Annotated in this window: 12 protein-coding genes; all 12 read left to right on the top strand. The window is 60.3% G+C overall.

Features of this window, described 5'->3' with window-relative positions; genetic code table 11:
* Nucleotides 1–86 precede the first annotated feature (86 nt).
* The 12 genes from BK667_RS01365 to gbpA all read left to right on the top strand — a co-directional run bounded on the left by BK667_RS01365 (nucleotide 87) and on the right by gbpA (nucleotide 17,738).
* Nucleotides 87–1,151, top strand: a complete 1,065-nt coding sequence (locus BK667_RS01365; protein ID WP_123511086.1) for a pilus assembly protein PilM — start codon at nucleotides 87–89, stop codon at nucleotides 1,149–1,151.
* Complete coding sequence (locus BK667_RS01360; protein ID WP_123596597.1) at nucleotides 1,151–1,717, top strand: PilN domain-containing protein; 567 nt, start codon at nucleotides 1,151–1,153, stop codon at nucleotides 1,715–1,717. Before BK667_RS01365 ends, BK667_RS01360 begins: the two co-directional genes overlap by 1 nt.
* The gene (gene pilO, locus BK667_RS01355) at nucleotides 1,714–2,337 is read left to right on the top strand and encodes a type 4a pilus biogenesis protein PilO (RefSeq protein WP_123511082.1); all 624 of its coding nucleotides are present in this window, start codon (nucleotides 1,714–1,716) and stop codon (nucleotides 2,335–2,337) included. The genes BK667_RS01360 and pilO overlap by 4 nt, the downstream gene beginning before the upstream one ends.
* Nucleotides 2,334–2,861, top strand: a complete 528-nt coding sequence (locus tag BK667_RS01350; protein WP_123596596.1) for a pilus assembly protein PilP — start codon at nucleotides 2,334–2,336, stop codon at nucleotides 2,859–2,861. The genes pilO and BK667_RS01350 overlap by 4 nt, the downstream gene beginning before the upstream one ends.
* 13 nt (nucleotides 2,862–2,874) lie before the next feature.
* Entirely contained in the window at nucleotides 2,875–4,962 is a 2,088-nt protein-coding gene (locus BK667_RS01345) for a type IV pilus secretin PilQ (RefSeq protein ID WP_123511078.1), read from the top strand.
* A gap of 4 nt (nucleotides 4,963–4,966) precedes the next feature.
* Nucleotides 4,967–5,485 (top strand): shikimate kinase AroK, encoded by a 519-nt coding sequence (aroK, locus tag BK667_RS01340; RefSeq protein ID WP_123402540.1) that lies wholly within the window; start codon nucleotides 4,967–4,969, stop codon nucleotides 5,483–5,485.
* 151 nt (nucleotides 5,486–5,636) lie between these two features.
* A complete protein-coding gene (gene aroB, locus BK667_RS01335) occupies nucleotides 5,637–6,737 on the top strand; it encodes a 3-dehydroquinate synthase (protein ID WP_123596595.1) in 1,101 nt (366 codons plus the stop codon).
* A 10-nt stretch (nucleotides 6,738–6,747) separates the two neighbouring features.
* Entirely contained in the window at nucleotides 6,748–8,331 is a 1,584-nt protein-coding gene (locus tag BK667_RS01330) for an AAA family ATPase (protein WP_123596594.1), read from the top strand.
* 351 nt (nucleotides 8,332–8,682) lie between these two features.
* Complete coding sequence (gene gltB, locus BK667_RS01320) at nucleotides 8,683–13,128, top strand: glutamate synthase large subunit (protein ID WP_123511072.1); 4,446 nt, start codon at nucleotides 8,683–8,685, stop codon at nucleotides 13,126–13,128.
* 124 nt (nucleotides 13,129–13,252) lie between these two features.
* The gene (locus tag BK667_RS01315) at nucleotides 13,253–14,671 is read left to right on the top strand and encodes a glutamate synthase small subunit GltD family protein (RefSeq protein ID WP_123511070.1); all 1,419 of its coding nucleotides are present in this window, start codon (nucleotides 13,253–13,255) and stop codon (nucleotides 14,669–14,671) included.
* A 240-nt stretch (nucleotides 14,672–14,911) separates the two neighbouring features.
* On the top strand, nucleotides 14,912–15,979 hold the full coding sequence (gene hemE, locus BK667_RS01310; protein ID WP_123511068.1) for a uroporphyrinogen decarboxylase: 1,068 nt from the start codon (nucleotides 14,912–14,914) through the stop codon (nucleotides 15,977–15,979).
* A gap of 292 nt (nucleotides 15,980–16,271) precedes the next feature.
* Entirely contained in the window at nucleotides 16,272–17,738 is a 1,467-nt protein-coding gene (gene gbpA, locus BK667_RS01305) for an N-acetylglucosamine-binding protein GbpA (protein ID WP_123596593.1), read from the top strand.
* The last annotated feature ends 57 nt before the right edge of the window (nucleotides 17,739–17,795 follow it).

Here is a 17,795-nt window from a genome sequence, read left to right as displayed (position 1 = left end):
CATTTGCGCTTCTGTCAAGACGCAACGATTGAACGCAATGCACATTACAGAGTCCGTAACTCACGGATAGTCATAGGGAATTGGTAGTGCTAGGACTCTTCAATAAAAAGACCAGAACGCTTCTGGGGATCGACATCAGCTCCACGTCGGTGAAGCTTCTGGAGCTGAGCCGTCAGGGCGACCGCTACCGGGTCGAAGCCTATGCGGTCGAACCGCTGCCGGCCAGTGCGGTAATCGAGAAAAACATCGCCGAGCTCGAAGGCGTGGGCCAGGCACTGTCGCGCGTGCTGCTCAAGGCCCGGACCGGGATCAGGAACGTCGCCGTGGCCGTGGCCGGTTCGGCGGTGATCACCAAGACCATCGAGATGGACGCCGGGCTTTCCGACGACGAGATGGAAAACCAGCTCAAGATCGAGGCGGATCAATACATTCCTTATCCCTTGGACGAAGTCGCCATCGACTTCGAAGTCCAGGGCGCATCGGCGCGCAACCCCGAACGGGTCAATGTTTTGCTTGCCGCCTGTCGAAAAGAAAACGTCGAGGTCCGTGAGGCGGCCCTGGCCCTGGCCGGGCTGACCGCCAAGGTGGTGGACGTCGAGGCCTACGCCCTGGAGCGTTCCTTTGGTCTGTTGGCGACCCAACTCGCCTCCAATCAAGAACGCCCGACCGTCGCGGTGGTGGATATCGGCGCGACCATGACCACCCTGAGCGTGCTGCACAACGGCCGGATCATCTACACCCGCGAACAATTGTTCGGCGGCCGCCAACTCACCGAAGAAATCCAGCGTCGCTATGGCCTGACCGTCGAGCAGGCCGGGCTGGCGAAGAAGCAGGGCGGCTTGCCGGACGATTACGTCAGCGAGGTGTTGCAGCCGTTTCGTGAGGCGCTGGTGCAGCAGGTTTCTCGTTCATTGCAGTTTTTCTTTGCGTCCGGCCAGTACAACGCGGTCGACCATATCCTGCTGGCCGGCGGCACCGCTTCGGTTTCCGGGCTCGATCGGCTGATCGAGCAACGGCTGGGCACGCCGACCCAGGTCGCCAATCCCTTCGCCGACATGGCGCTGAGCAGCAAGGTCAACGCCGGCGCCCTCGCCAGCGATGCACCCGCGTTGATGATTGCCTGCGGTCTGGCCCTCAGGAGTTTCGACTGATGGCACGGATCAACCTTTTACCCTGGCGTGAAGAACTGCGCGAAGAGCGTCGCAAGCGCTTTCTATTGGTGTTGGTGGGTGTGCTGGTCGGCTCGGTGGGCCTGGTCCTGATTGCCGATCAGGTCATTGGCAACGTCATCAACCAGCAGGCGGCCCGCAACGAGTACCTTGGCAAACAGATTGCCGTCGTCGACGAGCGCATCAAGCAAATCAGCGACCTCAAGGCTCGGCGCCAGCAACTGGTGGAGCGCATGCGCATCATCCAGGACCTGCAAGGCAACCGGCAGATCAGCGGGCGAATTTTTGATCAATTGGCGCGTACCCTGCCGGACGGGGTGTATTTCACTGAAGTGAAAATGCAGGGCAAGACGTTGGCGATCACTGGCGCAGCCGAGTCGAACAACAAGGTGTCGGAGCTGATGCGTAATCTCGATGCCTCGGACTGGTTCGACGCGCCGAGCCTGACTGAGGTCAAGGCGACGACCGCCGGTCAGTTGGACCAGGCCAACGTTTTCCAGCTGACCGTTCGTCAGACACAACCGGCCACGATGGAGGTCGCTAAATGAGGCCATCCGAATGGTTCGAAGGGCTGCGCAAGATCGATATCAACGATCTGGACACCAACAACATCGGCTCCTGGCCCCCGGCAATCAAGGCGGCGGCGGGCATTCTGCTGATGGTTCTGGTGCTGGGGCTGGGCTACAACTTTTACATCAGCGATCTGGAAAGCGAACTCGATCTCAAGCGCGCGGAAGAGTCGACGCTCAAGGATCAATTCGCCAGCAAGGCCAGCATGGCGGCGAACCTGGAGCTCTATACCCAGCAGATGAAGGAGATGGAGAATTCCTTCGGCGTGCTGTTGCGGCAATTGCCCAGCGACACCGAAGTCCCCGGCCTGCTGGAGGACATCACCCGCACCGGCCTGGGCAGCGGTCTGGAATTCGAAGAGATCAAATTGCTGCCGGAAGTCACCCAGCAGTTCTACATCGAGTTGCCGATCCAGATCACCGTCACCGGCGCTTACCACGACCTGGCGACCTTCGTCAGTGGCGTGGCCGGGCTGCCGCGTATCGTCACCTTGCATGACTTCGACCTTGCGCCGGCCAATCCCGACGGCGGTACGAAGTTGCGCATGAGCATCCTCGCCAAGACCTACCGCTACAACGACAAGGGGTTGCAAAAATGACCCCGATTCGTTGTTTACCGTTGGTTGTGTTGCTGGCCGGACTGGGTGGTTGCGGTGGCGACAATGGCTTCGGCGATCTGGACGCGTACCTGAACGAAGTGCGCCTGCGTCCACCGGGCAAGATTGAACCAACGCCCACATTCCGGTCTTACCCCACATTCACCTACAGCGCCGCCAACCTGCGCAGCCCGTTTACCCGACAGGTCAGAATCGACCTGACCGGCCAGAAGCACGGATCGCGCAACGTCAAGCCTGACCCCAATCGGGCCAAGCAGTACCTCGAAGGTTTCAACATCGAGCAGTTTGAAATGGTCGGCACGATCTCCAATGCCTCCGGTTCCTTTGCGCTACTGCGCGGGGCGGGCGGGGTGCATCGGTTGAAAGTCGGCGATTACCTGGGGCGTAACGATGGGCGGATCGTCGCCATCAGCGGCTCGCAAGTCGATGTGGTCGAAATCGTTCCCGATGGCGAAGGCGCCTGGCTGGAACGGCCGCGGACCATCCCTTTGAAAGAGCACTCATAGTGGAACTCGAATAATGAACAGGATTTTCTCAACCCTCGGTATTTCGCTATGGATAGCGCTGCTGTCGCCGATGGTACAAGCGGCCACTCTTAATGCGCTGGATGTCGCCGCGCTGCCGGGTGACCGTGTCGAGTTGAAGTTGACCTTCGACGGGCCACCACCGCCGCCCCACGGCTACACCACCGAATCGCCGGCGCGTATTGCACTGGATCTGCCGGGGGTGGTCAGCAAACTGGCGAATAAAAATCGTGACCTGGGCGGCGGCAATGCCCGCAGCGCCACGGTGGTGGAGGCCAAGGACCGGACGCGACTGATCATCAACCTGACCCAACTGGCGCCCTACAGCTCCAGGGTTGAAGGCAACAATCTGTTTGTGGTCGTAGGGCAAGGTGCTAAAGGCGCGGCGGCCAAACCGGTCACCAGTGCGCCGCGAGCCGCTAGCGCAAAACCGGCTCCCGCCAAGGCTTATGCGCCCGTGGGCAAAGCCATCCGGGGCGTGGATTTCCAGCGCGGCACTCAGGGTGAAGGCAACGTCGTGATCGACTTGTCGGATCCGTCCATTGCGCCGGACATCCAGGAGCGCGATGGCAAGATCTTCCTCGGCTTTGCCAGGACCCAATTGCCCGATCCGTTGCGCGTGCGCCTGGACGTCAAGGATTTCGCCACTCCGGTGCAGTTCGTCAACGCGAGTGCCACCGGCGACCGCGCCGTGATCAGCATCGAACCCAGCGGCGCCTTCGAATATTCGACTTACCAGACCGACAACAAACTGACCGTCAGCATCCGCCCGGTCACTGCCGACGACTTGCAGAAGCGCAACGCCGAACGCTTTGCCTACACCGGTGAAAAACTCTCGCTGAATTTCCAGGACATCGATGTGCGCTCGGTGCTGCAACTGATCGCCGATTTCACCAACCTGAACCTGGTGGCCAGCGACACGGTGCAGGGCGGTATTACCTTGCGTTTGCAGAACGTGCCGTGGGACCAGGCGCTGGACCTGGTGCTGAAAACCAAGGGTCTGGACAAGCGCAAGATCGGCAACGTCTTGCTGGTCGCGCCAGCGGATGAAATCGCCGCCCGTGAGCGTCAGGAGCTGGAGTCGCAGAAACAGATTGCCGAGCTGGCGCCATTGCGTCGGGAGCTGTTGCAGGTCAACTACGCCAAGGCTGCGGACATCGCCAAACTGTTCACCTCGGTGACCAGCGCCGAGGCGAAAGTCGATGAGCGGGGCTCGATCACCGTCGACGAACGCACCAACAACATCATCGCCTACCAGACCCAGGACCGCCTCGACGAGCTTCGGCGCATCGTCGCGCAACTGGATATACCGGTGCGCCAGGTGATGATCGAAGCGCGGATCGTCGAAGCCAACGTCGATTACGACAAGAGTCTGGGCGTGCGCTGGGGCGGGTCGATCCAGAACAAAGGCAACTGGAACACCTCGGGTGTCAGTAATGGCGCCAACGCGTCGTCCACCATCGGTACGCCCGGCAGCACCAGCACCAACTCGCCGTTCGTCGATATGGGCACGGCGGGCAATACCTCGGGGCTCGGCATCGCCTTCATCACCGACAACGTGCTGCTCGACCTTGAACTGACGGCGATGGAGAAGACCGGCAACGGCGAAATCGTCTCGCAACCCAAGGTGGTCACGTCCGACAAGGAAACCGCGAAAATCCTCAAGGGCACCGAAATTCCGTATCAGGAAGCCAGCTCCAGCGGTGCGACGTCGGTGTCGTTCAAGGAGGCTTCGCTGTCCCTGGAAGTGACGCCGCAAATTACCCCGGATAACCGCATCATCATGGAGGTCAAGGTCACCAAGGATGAACCGGATTACCTCAACAAAGTGCAGGACGTACCGCCGATCAAGAAAAACGAGGTCAACGCCAAAGTGCTGGTCAACGACGGCGAGACCATCGTCATCGGCGGGGTTTTCTCAAATACTCAGAGCAAGGTTGTAGATAAGGTGCCATTTCTCGGCGATGTGCCGTATCTTGGCCGCCTTTTCCGGCGTGACGTGGTTTCGGAGAAAAAATCCGAGCTGCTGGTATTTCTCACTCCGCGTATCATGAATAACCAGGCGATTGCTGTGAGTCGTTGATTCTGTGCGAAATTTGATTCTTGTTGGACCGATGGGTGCTGGAAAAAGCACCATCGGTCGTTTGCTGGCCAAAGAGCTGCGCCTGCCATTCAAAGATTCCGACAAGGAAATTGAATTGCGCACGGGCGCCAATATCCCGTGGATCTTCGATAAGGAAGGCGAGCCCGGCTTTCGTGATCGCGAGCAAGCGATGATCGAAGAGCTGTGCGCCTGCGACGGCGTAGTGCTGGCGACCGGCGGCGGTGCAGTGATGCGCGAAGCCAATCGTCGGGCCCTGCACGCCGGGGGACGCGTGGTGTATCTGCACGCGTCGGTCGAGCAGCAAGTCGGCCGCACGTCGCGTGACCGCAATCGTCCTTTGTTGCGCACCGCCGATCCGGCCAAGACCCTTCGGGATCTGCTGGCGATCCGCGATCCGCTTTATCGGGAAATCGCCGATCTGGTGGTGGAAACCGATGAGCGGCCGCCGCGAATGGTGGTGCTCGACATCCTTGAACGCTTGCAGCAGCTTCCTCCCCGTTAAAGCGCAGCGCGAAATGCGCTATCCTCGGCGTCCTGTCATGGCCGCTCAAGGTTGTGGCGGATGGCTATCAAACGGCGTCACACCAGCAGACGCCGCGCACATTTGTTAACTCAAGGCAGGACGCCTGATTCCATCTTCACTGTGGGGACACATGCAGACACTCAAGGTCGATCTAGGCGAGCGCAGCTACCCGATTCATATTGGCGAAGGTTTGTTGGATCAGCCCGAGTTGCTGGCCCCGCATGTTCGCGGGCGGCAAGTGGCAATCATCTGCAACGAGACCGTGGCGCCGCTCTATCTCGAACGTCTGACCAAAAGCCTCGCACAGTTTTCAGTCGTCTCGGTGGTGCTGCCCGACGGCGAAGCCTTCAAGACCTGGGAAACCCTGCAACTGATTTTCGACGGTCTGCTGACCGCCCGGCACGACCGCCGCACCACGGTCATCGCCCTCGGTGGCGGCGTGATTGGGGACATGGCCGGTTTTGCTGCCGCCTGCTACCAGCGCGGCGTCGATTTCATCCAGGTGCCGACCACGTTGCTGTCGCAAGTCGACTCTTCCGTGGGCGGCAAGACCGGGATCAACCATCCGCTGGGCAAGAACATGGTTGGCGCTTTCTATCAGCCCAATGTGGTGCTGATCGACACGGCCACCCTCAATACTTTGCCGGCTCGCGAGCTTTCTGCGGGCCTGGCGGAAGTCATCAAGTACGGGTTGATCTGCGACGAGCCGTTCCTTACCTGGCTCGAAGAAAACGTCGATCGCCTGCGCGCCCTGGATCAGGTCGCCCTGACGTACGCTATCAAGCGCTCCTGCGAGGCCAAGGCTGAAGTGGTGGGCGCCGATGAAAAAGAAACCGGCGTGCGCGCCACGCTGAACCTGGGGCACACCTTCGGCCACGCCATCGAAACCCACATGGGCTATGGTGTGTGGCTACACGGTGAAGCGGTCGCTGCTGGCACCGTAATGGCGCTGGAAATGTCCGCACGTTTGGGCTGGATCAGCGAACAGGAGCGAGATCGCGGCATTCGTCTGTTCCAGCGTGCCGGCTTGCCGGTCATCCCGCCTGAAGAGATGACTGAAGCCGATTTTCTCGAACACATGGCAATTGACAAGAAAGTGATCGACGGTCGTTTGCGCCTGGTGCTGCTGCGCCATATGGGCGAAGCGGTGGTGACCGACGATTATCCGAAAGAGGTTCTACAGGCCACGCTGGGAGCGGATTACCGCGCCCTGGCTCAGCTTAAAGGTTAATAAGATCCCGATGACTAGTTTGCATGCCGACGAGGCTTTCCTCGGCCATTTCCAGTTAAGTCATGACCCTTTCGCTCCACGGGTGCCTGGCTTCAAATTTTTCCCGGCCCAACGCAAACCGGTGCTGGGACAACTGCATCACCTGGCCCGCTACAGCCAGTTGCTGCTGGTGGTCACCGGCCCGCACGGCAGTGGCAAGACCCTGTTGCGTCAGGCCCTGGTGGCCAGCACCAACAAGCAGTCCGTGCAAAGCGTGGTGGTTTCCGCCCGTGGCGCCGGCGATGCCGCAGGTGTGCTGCGTCAAATTGCCCAGGCGCTGAATGTGGCCCAGGCCGAGATCGGCGCGATTCTGGCCCAAGTGGTGCAGCTCGCGCTGACCGGGCAGGAAGTCTATTTGCTGGTGGACGACGCCGAGCAACTTGACGAGTCCGCGTTGGAAGCCCTGATGGCTTTGGCGGCCGGTGCACCGGAGGGTCGCCCTCATGTGTTCCTGTTCGGCGAATCGTCGCTGATTGCGCAACTGGAGGCGCTGAGCCTCGAGGAAGAGCGCTTCCACGTCATCGAATTGCAGCCGTACACCGAAGAAGAAACCCGCGAATATCTGGATCAGCGTCTCGAAGGCGCCGGTCGGGGTATCGAACTTTTTACCGCGGATCAGATCTCTGATATTCACGAAAGCTCCGACGGTTGGCCTGGCACCATCAACCAGGTCGCCCGCGATGCGATGATCGAAGCCATGATTGCCAGCCGCACAGCGGTGAAGCGTCCAAGTATGGGGTTCAACATGCCGAAGAAACACGTATTGGCGATTTCCGCCGTAGTCGTGGTCGCGGTAGCCGCCGCCTGGTTGATGCCGGGCCGCAGCAAGACACCGACCACCGGCGCTCCGGCCAACGAACAGGCCCAGTTGCCATTGGGCACACCAAAACCAAATGCCGCCGGGGGCGCACCTTCGGTGGAGTTCGCTGGCAATACGCAGCCGATGCCATTGCCGCTGGTCGGCCAATCGCAACCGGTCATGCGCAGCCCGTTGGCCGAAGCGGCCGGTGGTATCACTGAAGGCGACGACGGCGTGCCGGTCGAAGGCTCCAGCGCCACACCGCCGACCGTGACCACTGTTGCGCCACCTACGGGCATCCAGCCAGGTCCTGCGCCAACGCCAGCCGCCAAACCGGCTCCGGCACCGACTCAAGTCGCCACCGCCAAGCCTGCGCCTGCACCCGTGGCCAAACCGGCGCCAGCGCCAGCCAAGCCTGTGGTTGCCGCCAAACCGGCCGAGAAGCCGGTTACCGTCGCCAAAGCCGCCGGTGGCAGCTGGTACGCCGGGCAAGCACCGGGTAACTATGTGGTGCAGATCCTCGGCACCAGCTCCGAAGCCGCTGCGCAAACCTTCGTCAAGGAGCAGGGCGGCGAGTACCGTTACTTCAAGAAAGTCCTCAACGGCAAACCGCTTTACGTCATCACCTACGGCAGTTTCGCCAACCGCGATGCAGCCGTTACCGCCATCAAGGCCTTGCCAGCGAAGGTTCAGGCTGGTAAACCTTGGCCTCGCTCCGTCGCCAGCGTCCAACAGGAACTGGCTACAGCTCGCTGATGATTCGGCGGCCTTACCCAGGCCGCCTCTCCCGGCACCTCAAAATATTCCGCAAGCGCATGCCGCCTCTACAGGCCGCGTGCCTTGTGGTGTCTGCGTCATAGTGGTCTTTGAGTCGTTGCGGTCAAAATTAAAAAAGTTTTGACTAGCACAGCATATCGCTTTAAACCTTTCACAAATGCGACATAGATTTGCGACATTTCGTCGTCAAATTTGTGAGCGTAAGTGTCGGTGTGTACAATGACCTCCCTTTTGCCCCCGCAAAGCCGACGTACGTTCGGCGTGGATGGCAAGTGGTTGAATTGAAAAGAAATTTGCCTCGAAAAGAGGCAGCCTGGTGAGAAAGTGTCTATGAAAGCAGGTCTGTACCAACCAGATGAATTCAAGGATAACTGCGGTTTTGGCCTGATAGCCCATATGCAGGGCGAGCCCAGTCATACCCTTTTGCAAACGGCCATTGAGGCCCTGACCTGCATGACCCACCGCGGTGGGATCAACGCCGACGGCAAGACCGGTGACGGTTGCGGCTTGCTGATTCAAAAGCCGGATGTGTTCCTGCGAGCCATTGCCCAGGAAACCTTCGGCGTCGAACTGCCCAAGCAATATGCCGTGGGCATGGTCTTCTTCAACCAGGACCCGGTGAAAGCCGAAGCCGCTCGCGAGAACATGAACCGCGAGATCATTGCGGCCGGCCTGACCCTCGTCGGCTGGCGCAAAGTGCCGATCGACACCAGCGTCCTCGGCCGCCTGGCCCTTGAGCGCCTGCCGCAGATCGAACAAGTGTTCATCGCCGGTGAAGGCCTGAGCGATCAGGACATGGCCGTCAAGCTGTTCACTTCCCGTCGTCGCTCGTCCGTGGCCAACGCCGGCGATGCCGATCACTACGTGTGCAGCTTTTCGCACAAAACCATCATTTATAAAGGCCTGATGATGCCGGCGGATTTGACCGCCTTCTATCCAGACCTCAGCGACCAGCGCCTGCAAACCTCGATTTGCGTGTTCCACCAGCGCTTCTCCACCAACACCCTGCCGAAATGGCCGCTGGCCCAGCCGTTCCGCTTCCTCGCCCACAACGGCGAGATCAACACCATCACCGGTAACCGCAACTGGGCCGTGGCCCGTCGCACCAAATTCACCAACGATTTGATGGACCTGGAAGAACTCGGCCCATTGGTGAACCGCGTCGGTTCCGACTCCTCCAGCATGGACAACATGCTCGAGCTGATGGTCACCGGTGGCATCGACCTGTTCCGTGGCGTGCGGATGATCATTCCGCCTGCGTGGCAGAACGTCGAAACCATGGACCCGGATCTGCGTGCGTTCTACGAATACAACTCGATGCACATGGAACCGTGGGACGGCCCGGCCGGCGTAGTAATGACCGATGGTCGCTATGCGGTGTGCCTGCTCGACCGTAACGGTCTGCGTCCGGCGCGTTGGGTCACCACCAAGAACGGCTTCATCACCCTGGCCTCGGAAATCGGTGTCTGGAACTACCAGCCTGAAGACGTGATCGCCAAGGGCCGCGTAGGCCCGGGCCAGATCTTTGCCGTGGACACCGAAACCGGTCAGATCCTCGACACCGATGCGATCGACAACCGCTTGAAGTCCCGTCATCCGTACAAGCAATGGCTGCGCAAGAATGCCCTGCGCATCCAGGCGACGATGGAAGACAACGACCACGGTTCGGCTTTCTACGATGTCGACCAGCTTAAGCAGTACATGAAGATGTATCAGGTCACGTTCGAAGAGCGCGATCAGGTGCTGCGTCCGCTCGGCGAGCAAGGCTACGAAGCCGTGGGCTCGATGGGCGACGATACGCCGATGGCCGTGCTGTCCCAGCGCGTGCGCACGCCGTACGACTATTTCCGCCAGCAATTCGCCCAGGTGACCAACCCGCCGATCGACCCGCTGCGTGAAGCCATCGTCATGTCGCTGGAGATCTGCCTCGGTGCCGAGCGCAACATTTTCCAGGAGTCGCCGGAACATGCCTCGCGCGTGATCCTCAGCTCGCCGGTGATTTCCCCGGCCAAGTGGCGTTCGCTGATGAACCTCGATCGTCCGGGCTTCGAGCGCGCGATCATCGATCTGAACTACGACGAAAGCGTCGGTCTCGAAGCGGCGATCCGCAACGTCGCCGATCAGGCTGAAGAAGCCGTGCGCGCCGGTCGTACCCAGGTTGTATTGAGTGACCGGCACATTGCTCCGGGCAAGTTGCCGATCCACGCATCCCTGGCCACCGGCGCGGTGCACCACCGCTTGACCGAAAAGGGCCTGCGTTGCGACTCCAACATCCTGGTAGAAACCGCCACCGCCCGCGACCCGCATCACTTTGCGGTGTTGATCGGTTTCGGCGCCTCGGCTGTTTATCCGTTCCTGGCCTACGAAGTGTTGGGCGACCTGATCCGTACCGGTGAAGTCCTGGGCGACCTCTATGAGGTGTTCAAGAACTACCGCAAAGGCATCACCAAAGGTCTGCTGAAGATCCTGTCGAAGATGGGCATCTCGACCATTACGTCGTACCGCGGTGCGCAGTTGTTCGAGGCTATCGGCCTGTCCGAAGAAGTCTGCGAGCTGAGCTTCCGTGGTGTGCCGAGCCGCATCAAGGGCGCGCGTTTCGTCGACATCGAAGCCGAGCAGAAAGCCCTGGCCGCTGAAGCCTGGAGCCCGCGCAAGCCGATCCAGCAGGGCGGTCTGCTGAAGTTCGTCCACGGTGGCGAATATCACGCTTACAACCCGGATGTGGTCAGCACCCTGCAAGCCGCTGTGCAGCAGGGCGACTACAGCAAGTTCAAGGAATACACGGCGCTGGTGGATAACCGTCCGGTGTCGATGATCCGCGACTTGTTCAAGGTGAAGACCCTGGACACGGCGCTGGACATCAGCGAGATCGAACCGCTGGAATCGGTGCTCAAGCGCTTCGACTCCGCCGGCATCTCGTTGGGCGCCCTGTCGCCTGAGGCTCACGAAGCCCTGGCCGAAGCCATGAACCGCCTCGGTGCGCGTTCCAACTCCGGCGAAGGCGGCGAAGACCCGGCGCGCTACGGCACCATCAAGAGTTCGAAAATCAAGCAGGTTGCGACGGGCCGTTTCGGGGTCACCCCGGAATACCTGGTCAACGCTGAAGTGCTGCAGATCAAAGTCGCTCAGGGTGCGAAGCCTGGCGAAGGTGGTCAGTTGCCAGGGGGCAAGGTCAACGGTCTGATCGCCAAACTGCGTTACGCAGTGCCGGGCGTGACCCTGATTTCGCCGCCGCCGCACCACGACATCTACTCGATCGAAGACTTGTCGCAGCTGATTTTCGACCTGAAACAAGTCAACCCGAAGGCTCTGGTCTCGGTGAAGCTGGTCGCAGAAGCCGGCGTCGGCACCATCGCCGCCGGTGTGGCCAAGGCCTACGCGGACTTGATCACCATCTCCGGCTACGACGGCGGCACCGGCGCATCGCCGCTGACCTCGATCAAATACGCGGGCGCACCGTGGGAACTCGGCCTGGCCGAAACCCATCAGACCCTGCGCGGCAATGACCTGCGCGGCAAAGTCCGGGTCCAAACCGACGGCGGCCTGAAAACCGGCCTCGACGTGATCAAGGCTGCGATCCTCGGCGCCGAGAGCTTCGGCTTTGGCACCGCGCCAATGATCGCCCTGGGCTGCAAATACCTGCGTATCTGCCACCTGAACAACTGCGCCACCGGCGTCGCGACCCAGAACGAGAAGCTGCGCAAGGACCACTACATCGGCACCGTCGACATGGTGATCAACTTCTTCACCTACGTCGCCGAAGAAACCCGTGAGTGGCTGGCCAAGCTGGGCGTGCGCTCCCTCGAAGAGCTGATCGGCCGTACCGATCTGCTGGAAGTCCTCGAAGGCCAGACCGCCAAGCAGCAACACCTGGACCTGACCCCGTTGCTGGGCAGCGATCACATCCCTGCAGACAAGCCGCAATTCTGCCAGGTCGAGCGCAACCCGCCGTTCGACAAAGGCCTGCTGGCCGAGAAAATGGTCGACATGGCCACCTCGGCCATCAACGACATGAGCGGCGCCGAGTTCGCCCTGGATATCTGCAACTGCGACCGTTCCATCGGCGCGCGGATCTCCGGTGAAATCGCCCGCAAACACGGCAACCAAGGCATGGCGAACGCGCCGATCACCTTCCGCTTCAAAGGGACGGCCGGTCAGAGCTTCGGTGTGTGGAACGCCGGCGGTTTGAACATGTATCTGGAAGGCGACGCCAACGACTACGTCGGCAAAGGCATGACCGGCGGCAAACTGGTCATCGTTCCGCCGAAGGGCAGCGTCTACAAGACCCAGGACAGCGCCATTATCGGCAACACCTGCCTGTACGGCGCCACCGGCGGCAAGCTGTTTGCCGCTGGCACCGCGGGCGAGCGTTTCGCCGTGCGTAACTCCGGTGCTCACACTGTGGTTGAAGGCACTGGCGATCACTGCTGCGAGTACATGACCGGTGGTTTTGTCTGCGTTCTGGGCAAGACCGGTTATAACTTCGGCTCAGGCATGACCGGCGGTTTCGCCTACGTGCTCGACCAGGACAACACCTTCGTTGACCGGGTCAACCACGAACTGGTGGAAATCCAGCGGATCAGCGGCGAAGCGATGGAATCCTATCGCAGCCACCTGCAACGCGTGCTGGACGAATACGTCGCGGAAACCGACAGCGAATGGGGTCGTAACCTCGCTGAAAACCTCGATGACTATTTGCGTCGTTTCTGGCTCGTGAAACCTAAGGCGGCGAGTCTGAAGTCGCTGCTCTCCAGTACGCGGGCAAGTCCGCAGTAATCGACGTAGCTGCAAGCGGCAAGTTTCAAGCCGCAAGCGAACAGCAGTGCGCGATGTGCCTGCAGAGTGATTTTCTTGCAGCTTCAAGCTTGTAGCTTGACGCTGCTGTTATGAGGTTTTGAAGATGGCCGAACGTCTCAGCAACGACTTCCAATTCATCGACGTCGGGCGCAAAGATCCGAAGAAGAAACTGTTGCGTCAACGCAAGAAAGAGTTCGTGGAAATCTACGAACCCTTCAAACCCCAGCATTCGGCCGATCAGGCCCACCGCTGCCTGGGTTGCGGTAACCCGTATTGCGAATGGAAGTGCCCGGTGCACAACTTCATTCCGAACTGGCTGAAGCTGGTGGCCGAGGGCAACATCCTCCAGGCTGCCGAGCTGTCGCACCAGACCAACACCCTGCCGGAAGTGTGCGGCCGGGTATGCCCGCAGGATCGTCTGTGCGAGGGTGCCTGCACCCTCAACGACGGCTTCGGCGCGGTGACCATCGGTTCGGTCGAGAAGTACATCACCGACACCGCGTTCGCCATGGGCTGGCGCCCGGACATGTCCAAGGTCAAGCCGACCGGCAAACGTGTTGCGGTGATCGGCGCAGGCCCTGCTGGCCTGGGTTGTGCCGACGTTTTGGTACGTGGTGGCGTGACTCCGGTGGTGTTCGACAAGAACCCGGAAATCGGTGGCCTGCTGACCTTCGGCATCCCCGAGTTCAAGCTGGAAAAGACTGTGCTGAGCAATCGCCGCGAAGTCTTCACCGGCATGGGCATCGAGTTCCGCCTGAACACCGAAGTGGGCAAGGACGTGACCATCGAGCAACTGCTCGAAGAATACGATGCCGTGTTCATGGGCATGGGCACCTACACGTACATGAAGGGCGGCTTTGCCGGTGAGGACCTGCCGGGCGTGCATGACGCGCTCGACTTCCTGATCGCCAACGTCAACCGCAACCTGGGCTTTGAAAAGTCGCCGGAAGATTTCGTCGACATGAAAGGCAAAAAGGTTGTGGTGCTGGGCGGCGGCGACACGGCGATGGACTGCAACCGCACGTCGATCCGCCAGGGCGCCAAGTCGGTGACCTGCGCTTATCGTCGCGATGAAGCGAACATGCCGGGCTCGCGCAAAGAGGTGAAGAACGCCAAGGAAGAAGGCGTGAAATTCCTCTATAACCGCCAGCCGATCGCCATCGTCGGTGAAGACCGTGTCGAAGGCGTGAAAGTAGTCGAGACCCGTCTCGGCGAACCGGACGCCCGTGGCCGTCGCAGCCCCGAGCCGATCCCGGGTTCCGAAGAGATCATCCCGGCGGATGCCGTGGTCATCGCATTCGGTTTCCGTCCGAGCCCGGCGTCGTGGTTCGAACAGTTCGAGATCCAGACCGACAGCCAGGGCCGCGTTGTGGCCCCGGAGCAGGGTAAATACAAACACCAGACCAGCAACCCGAAAATCTTCGCCGGTGGCGACATGGTTCGCGGCTCTGACCTGGTGGTAACGGCGATCTTCGAAGGCCGTAATGCCGCCGAAGGGATCCTGGATTACCTGGGCGTCTGATCACTTTCCAAAATTGATGATCGTTCCCACGCTCTGCGTGGGAATGCAGCCCGGGACGCTCCGCGTCCCAAAAGGCGTGACGCGGAGCGTCACCGGAGGCGTTACCACGCAGAGCGTGGGAACGATCTTGCGGTGGCAAAACCGCGACAAATTGACCCGATAGACAAAAGGTGCGGCGCTTGCCGTGCCTTTTGCCTCGCGCTCTGAGAAAATGCCCGCACTTTTTTTCCGGATGCCGACATGACTGCCCTGAAGAACGACCGTTTCCTTCGCGCCCTGCTCAAGCAACCCGTAGACGTCACGCCTGTCTGGATGATGCGTCAGGCCGGTCGCTACCTGCCGGAATACCGCGCCAGCCGTGCCAAGGCCGGTGACTTCATGAGCCTGTGCATGAACCCGGAGTTCGCTTGCGAAGTCACGATGCAACCGCTCGACCGCTATCCACAACTGGACGCGGCGATCCTCTTCTCCGACATCCTCACCATCCCGGATGCCATGGGCCAAGGCCTGTACTTCGAAACCGGTGAAGGTCCGCGCTTCAAGAAAGTCGTCAGCACCCTGGCCGACGTCGAAGCCCTGCCGATCCCGGATCCGCACAAAGACCTGGGTTACGTGATGGACGCGGTCAGCACCATCCGCCGCGAACTGAACGGCCGCGTGCCGCTGATCGGCTTCTCCGGCAGCCCTTGGACCCTGGCCACCTACATGGTCGAAGGCGGCTCGTCGAAAGACTTCCGCAAGACCAAGGCCATGCTCTACGACAACCCGCAAGCCATGCACCTGCTGCTGGATAAACTCGCGCAGTCGGTCACCAGCTACCTCAACGGCCAGATCATGGCCGGCGCCCAAGCGGTGCAGATCTTCGACACCTGGGGCGGCAACCTCTCGGCGGCGGCGTACCAGGAATTCTCCCTGGCCTACATGCGCAAAATCGTCAGCGGCCTGATCCGCGAACACGAGGGCCGCAAAGTGCCGGTCATCCTGTTCACCAAGAACGGCGGCCTGTGGCTGGAAAGCATTGCCGATGCCGGCGCGGATGCGTTGGGCCTGGACTGGACCTGTGACATCGGCGAAGCCCGCCAGCGTGTTGGCAACAAAGTCGCCCTGCAAGGCAACATGGACCCGACGGTGCTGTACGCCAAACCAGAAGCCATTCGCACCGAAGTCGGCCGGATTCTCGCCAGTTATGGCAAGGGCAGCGGTCACGTGTTCAACCTCGGTCATGGCATCACCCCGGAAGTTGATCCGGAGCATGCGGGTGCGTTCTTGCGCGCGGTGCATGAGTTGTCGGCGCAGTATCACGAATAACGTTTGCCGAGTTTTTTACAGCCTGTCCCGCCTTGCGCTGGACAGGCTTTTTTTTTGCCTTTGAAGCGTCACGACGCTCCTAACTATTACTTGCTGTAAGAATCTTTTCCTCCTTTGTCAGAAAAAAGAACTGAGAGACGCTTCCTGCTGAGAGCGGTGATTTGCCCTACAGAGAAGCCTCACTCATCCCCGTAAAGTTTCAGACGCGTATTCGGTATAGCGCCGAACCCTATCGCAAACGAGGCGCCAGCAAAGCGCCTCACTCTTCGATAAGTCGTCTGGAAATATCATCATGGAAGTTAAATTTTATAAACGAAGTGCGTTAACCGCCTGCACTTCTTCAATGGTCCTGTTATCGGCGATGCTGGCGTCGCAAAGCGTTTCCGCGCATGGCTATCTTGAGGTTCCTCCTTCGCGAGCACTGGCCTGCCAAAAAGGTTTGAATACCAACTGTGGTGGTGCGCAATACGAGCCACAAAGTGTCGGCGAAACCTTCAAAGGGTTCCCCGCCGGTGTTGGCGGCGCGCCGCTGCAGGGGCCGATCGATGGCAAGATTCCCAGTGGCGGTGCCTCGATGTTCTCGGCACTGGATGTGCAGTCGGCCAGCCGCTGGCACCTGAGTGAAATCAAGGATCGCAATATTGATTTCCAGTGGCACTACACCGCAGTCCATCCCGCCACCAAGCATGAGTATTTCATTACTCGCAACGACTGGAACCCGAACGAGTCGCTCAAGCGTTCTTCGTTCGAAAGCACGCCGTTTTGCATGGTCGATGGCGGCAATCAGAAGCCGGTTTCCGGGGCCAAACACAACTGCGATATCCCTGAAGACAAGTCCGGCCAGCACGTCATTCTGGCGATCTGGACGGTCGGTGATACCGATGCGGCGTTCTACAACGCGGCCGATGTGAACATCCTCGCCGAAGCGTCTCTGCCCGGCGGCTGGTCGTCGGTAGGCGGCATTGCACCTGCGAACGCGCTGCTGGTGGGCGATAAGGTCAAGGCCCGCGCGTTCTCGGCCAACGGTGAAAACCCGGACTACAGCGTTGAAGTCAGCATCGACAGCGCCGAAGAAGGCCAACCGCAGAACTGGTCCTTCAAGCTTGCCGAGCAAATCAATAAGACCCACACACTGGTTCGCGCCGGCATTCGTGATGAGCAGGGCAACATCGAAGCGGTACGGGGCAACAACAGTTTGTACGCCCAGAAAGACAGCGGCGTAACCCGTTACGAAGTGCAACTGAACATGCAGGAAGATGCGGCGGCTCGCCTGGCGGTGGCGTCGCTGAAACCTGAGTACGTGTTGGACAAAGGGTTGGCCAAGGTCGATTTCGGGGTGATTGCCAACCGCAAGATGAACATCGAAGCGACCTTGTACGACGAACACAACAAGTCGGTCGGTTCCACCTCGGCCCAGTTGGACGGCGGGGCACCGATGCTGACGATGGATGTTCGCGGCAACCCTGGCCAACACACCCTGACCTTGATCGGCACCACGCTGGATGGTCGCACCACCCGCCAGGACACCCAGGTCGTGAACCTGACCGGCGAAGGCACCGTCGTCGACTATGACTTCGTGTTCCCGCAAAACATTGGCGACTACACCGCCGGGACCAAAGTGCTGCAACCCAAGACCAAAGAAGTCTTCGAGTGCAAGCCATTCCCGGCCTCGGGTTACTGCAAGCAGTACGCTCCGACCGCCAACGGCTTCGAGCCGGCTATCGGTGCCGATTGGCACCTGGCGTGGGACAAGCGGTAAATCCCCCCACGGCCCTCGGGCGATCTGTAAAAGATCGCCCGAGGGCTGGTCTTCCTG

The organism is Pseudomonas frederiksbergensis (assembly GCF_003732705.1).
Classification (GTDB): Bacteria; Pseudomonadota; Gammaproteobacteria; order Pseudomonadales; family Pseudomonadaceae; genus Aquipseudomonas; species Aquipseudomonas frederiksbergensis_F.
The sequence above is the reverse complement of the archived record's forward strand: the minus strand, read 5'-3'. Positions and strand labels throughout refer to the sequence as shown.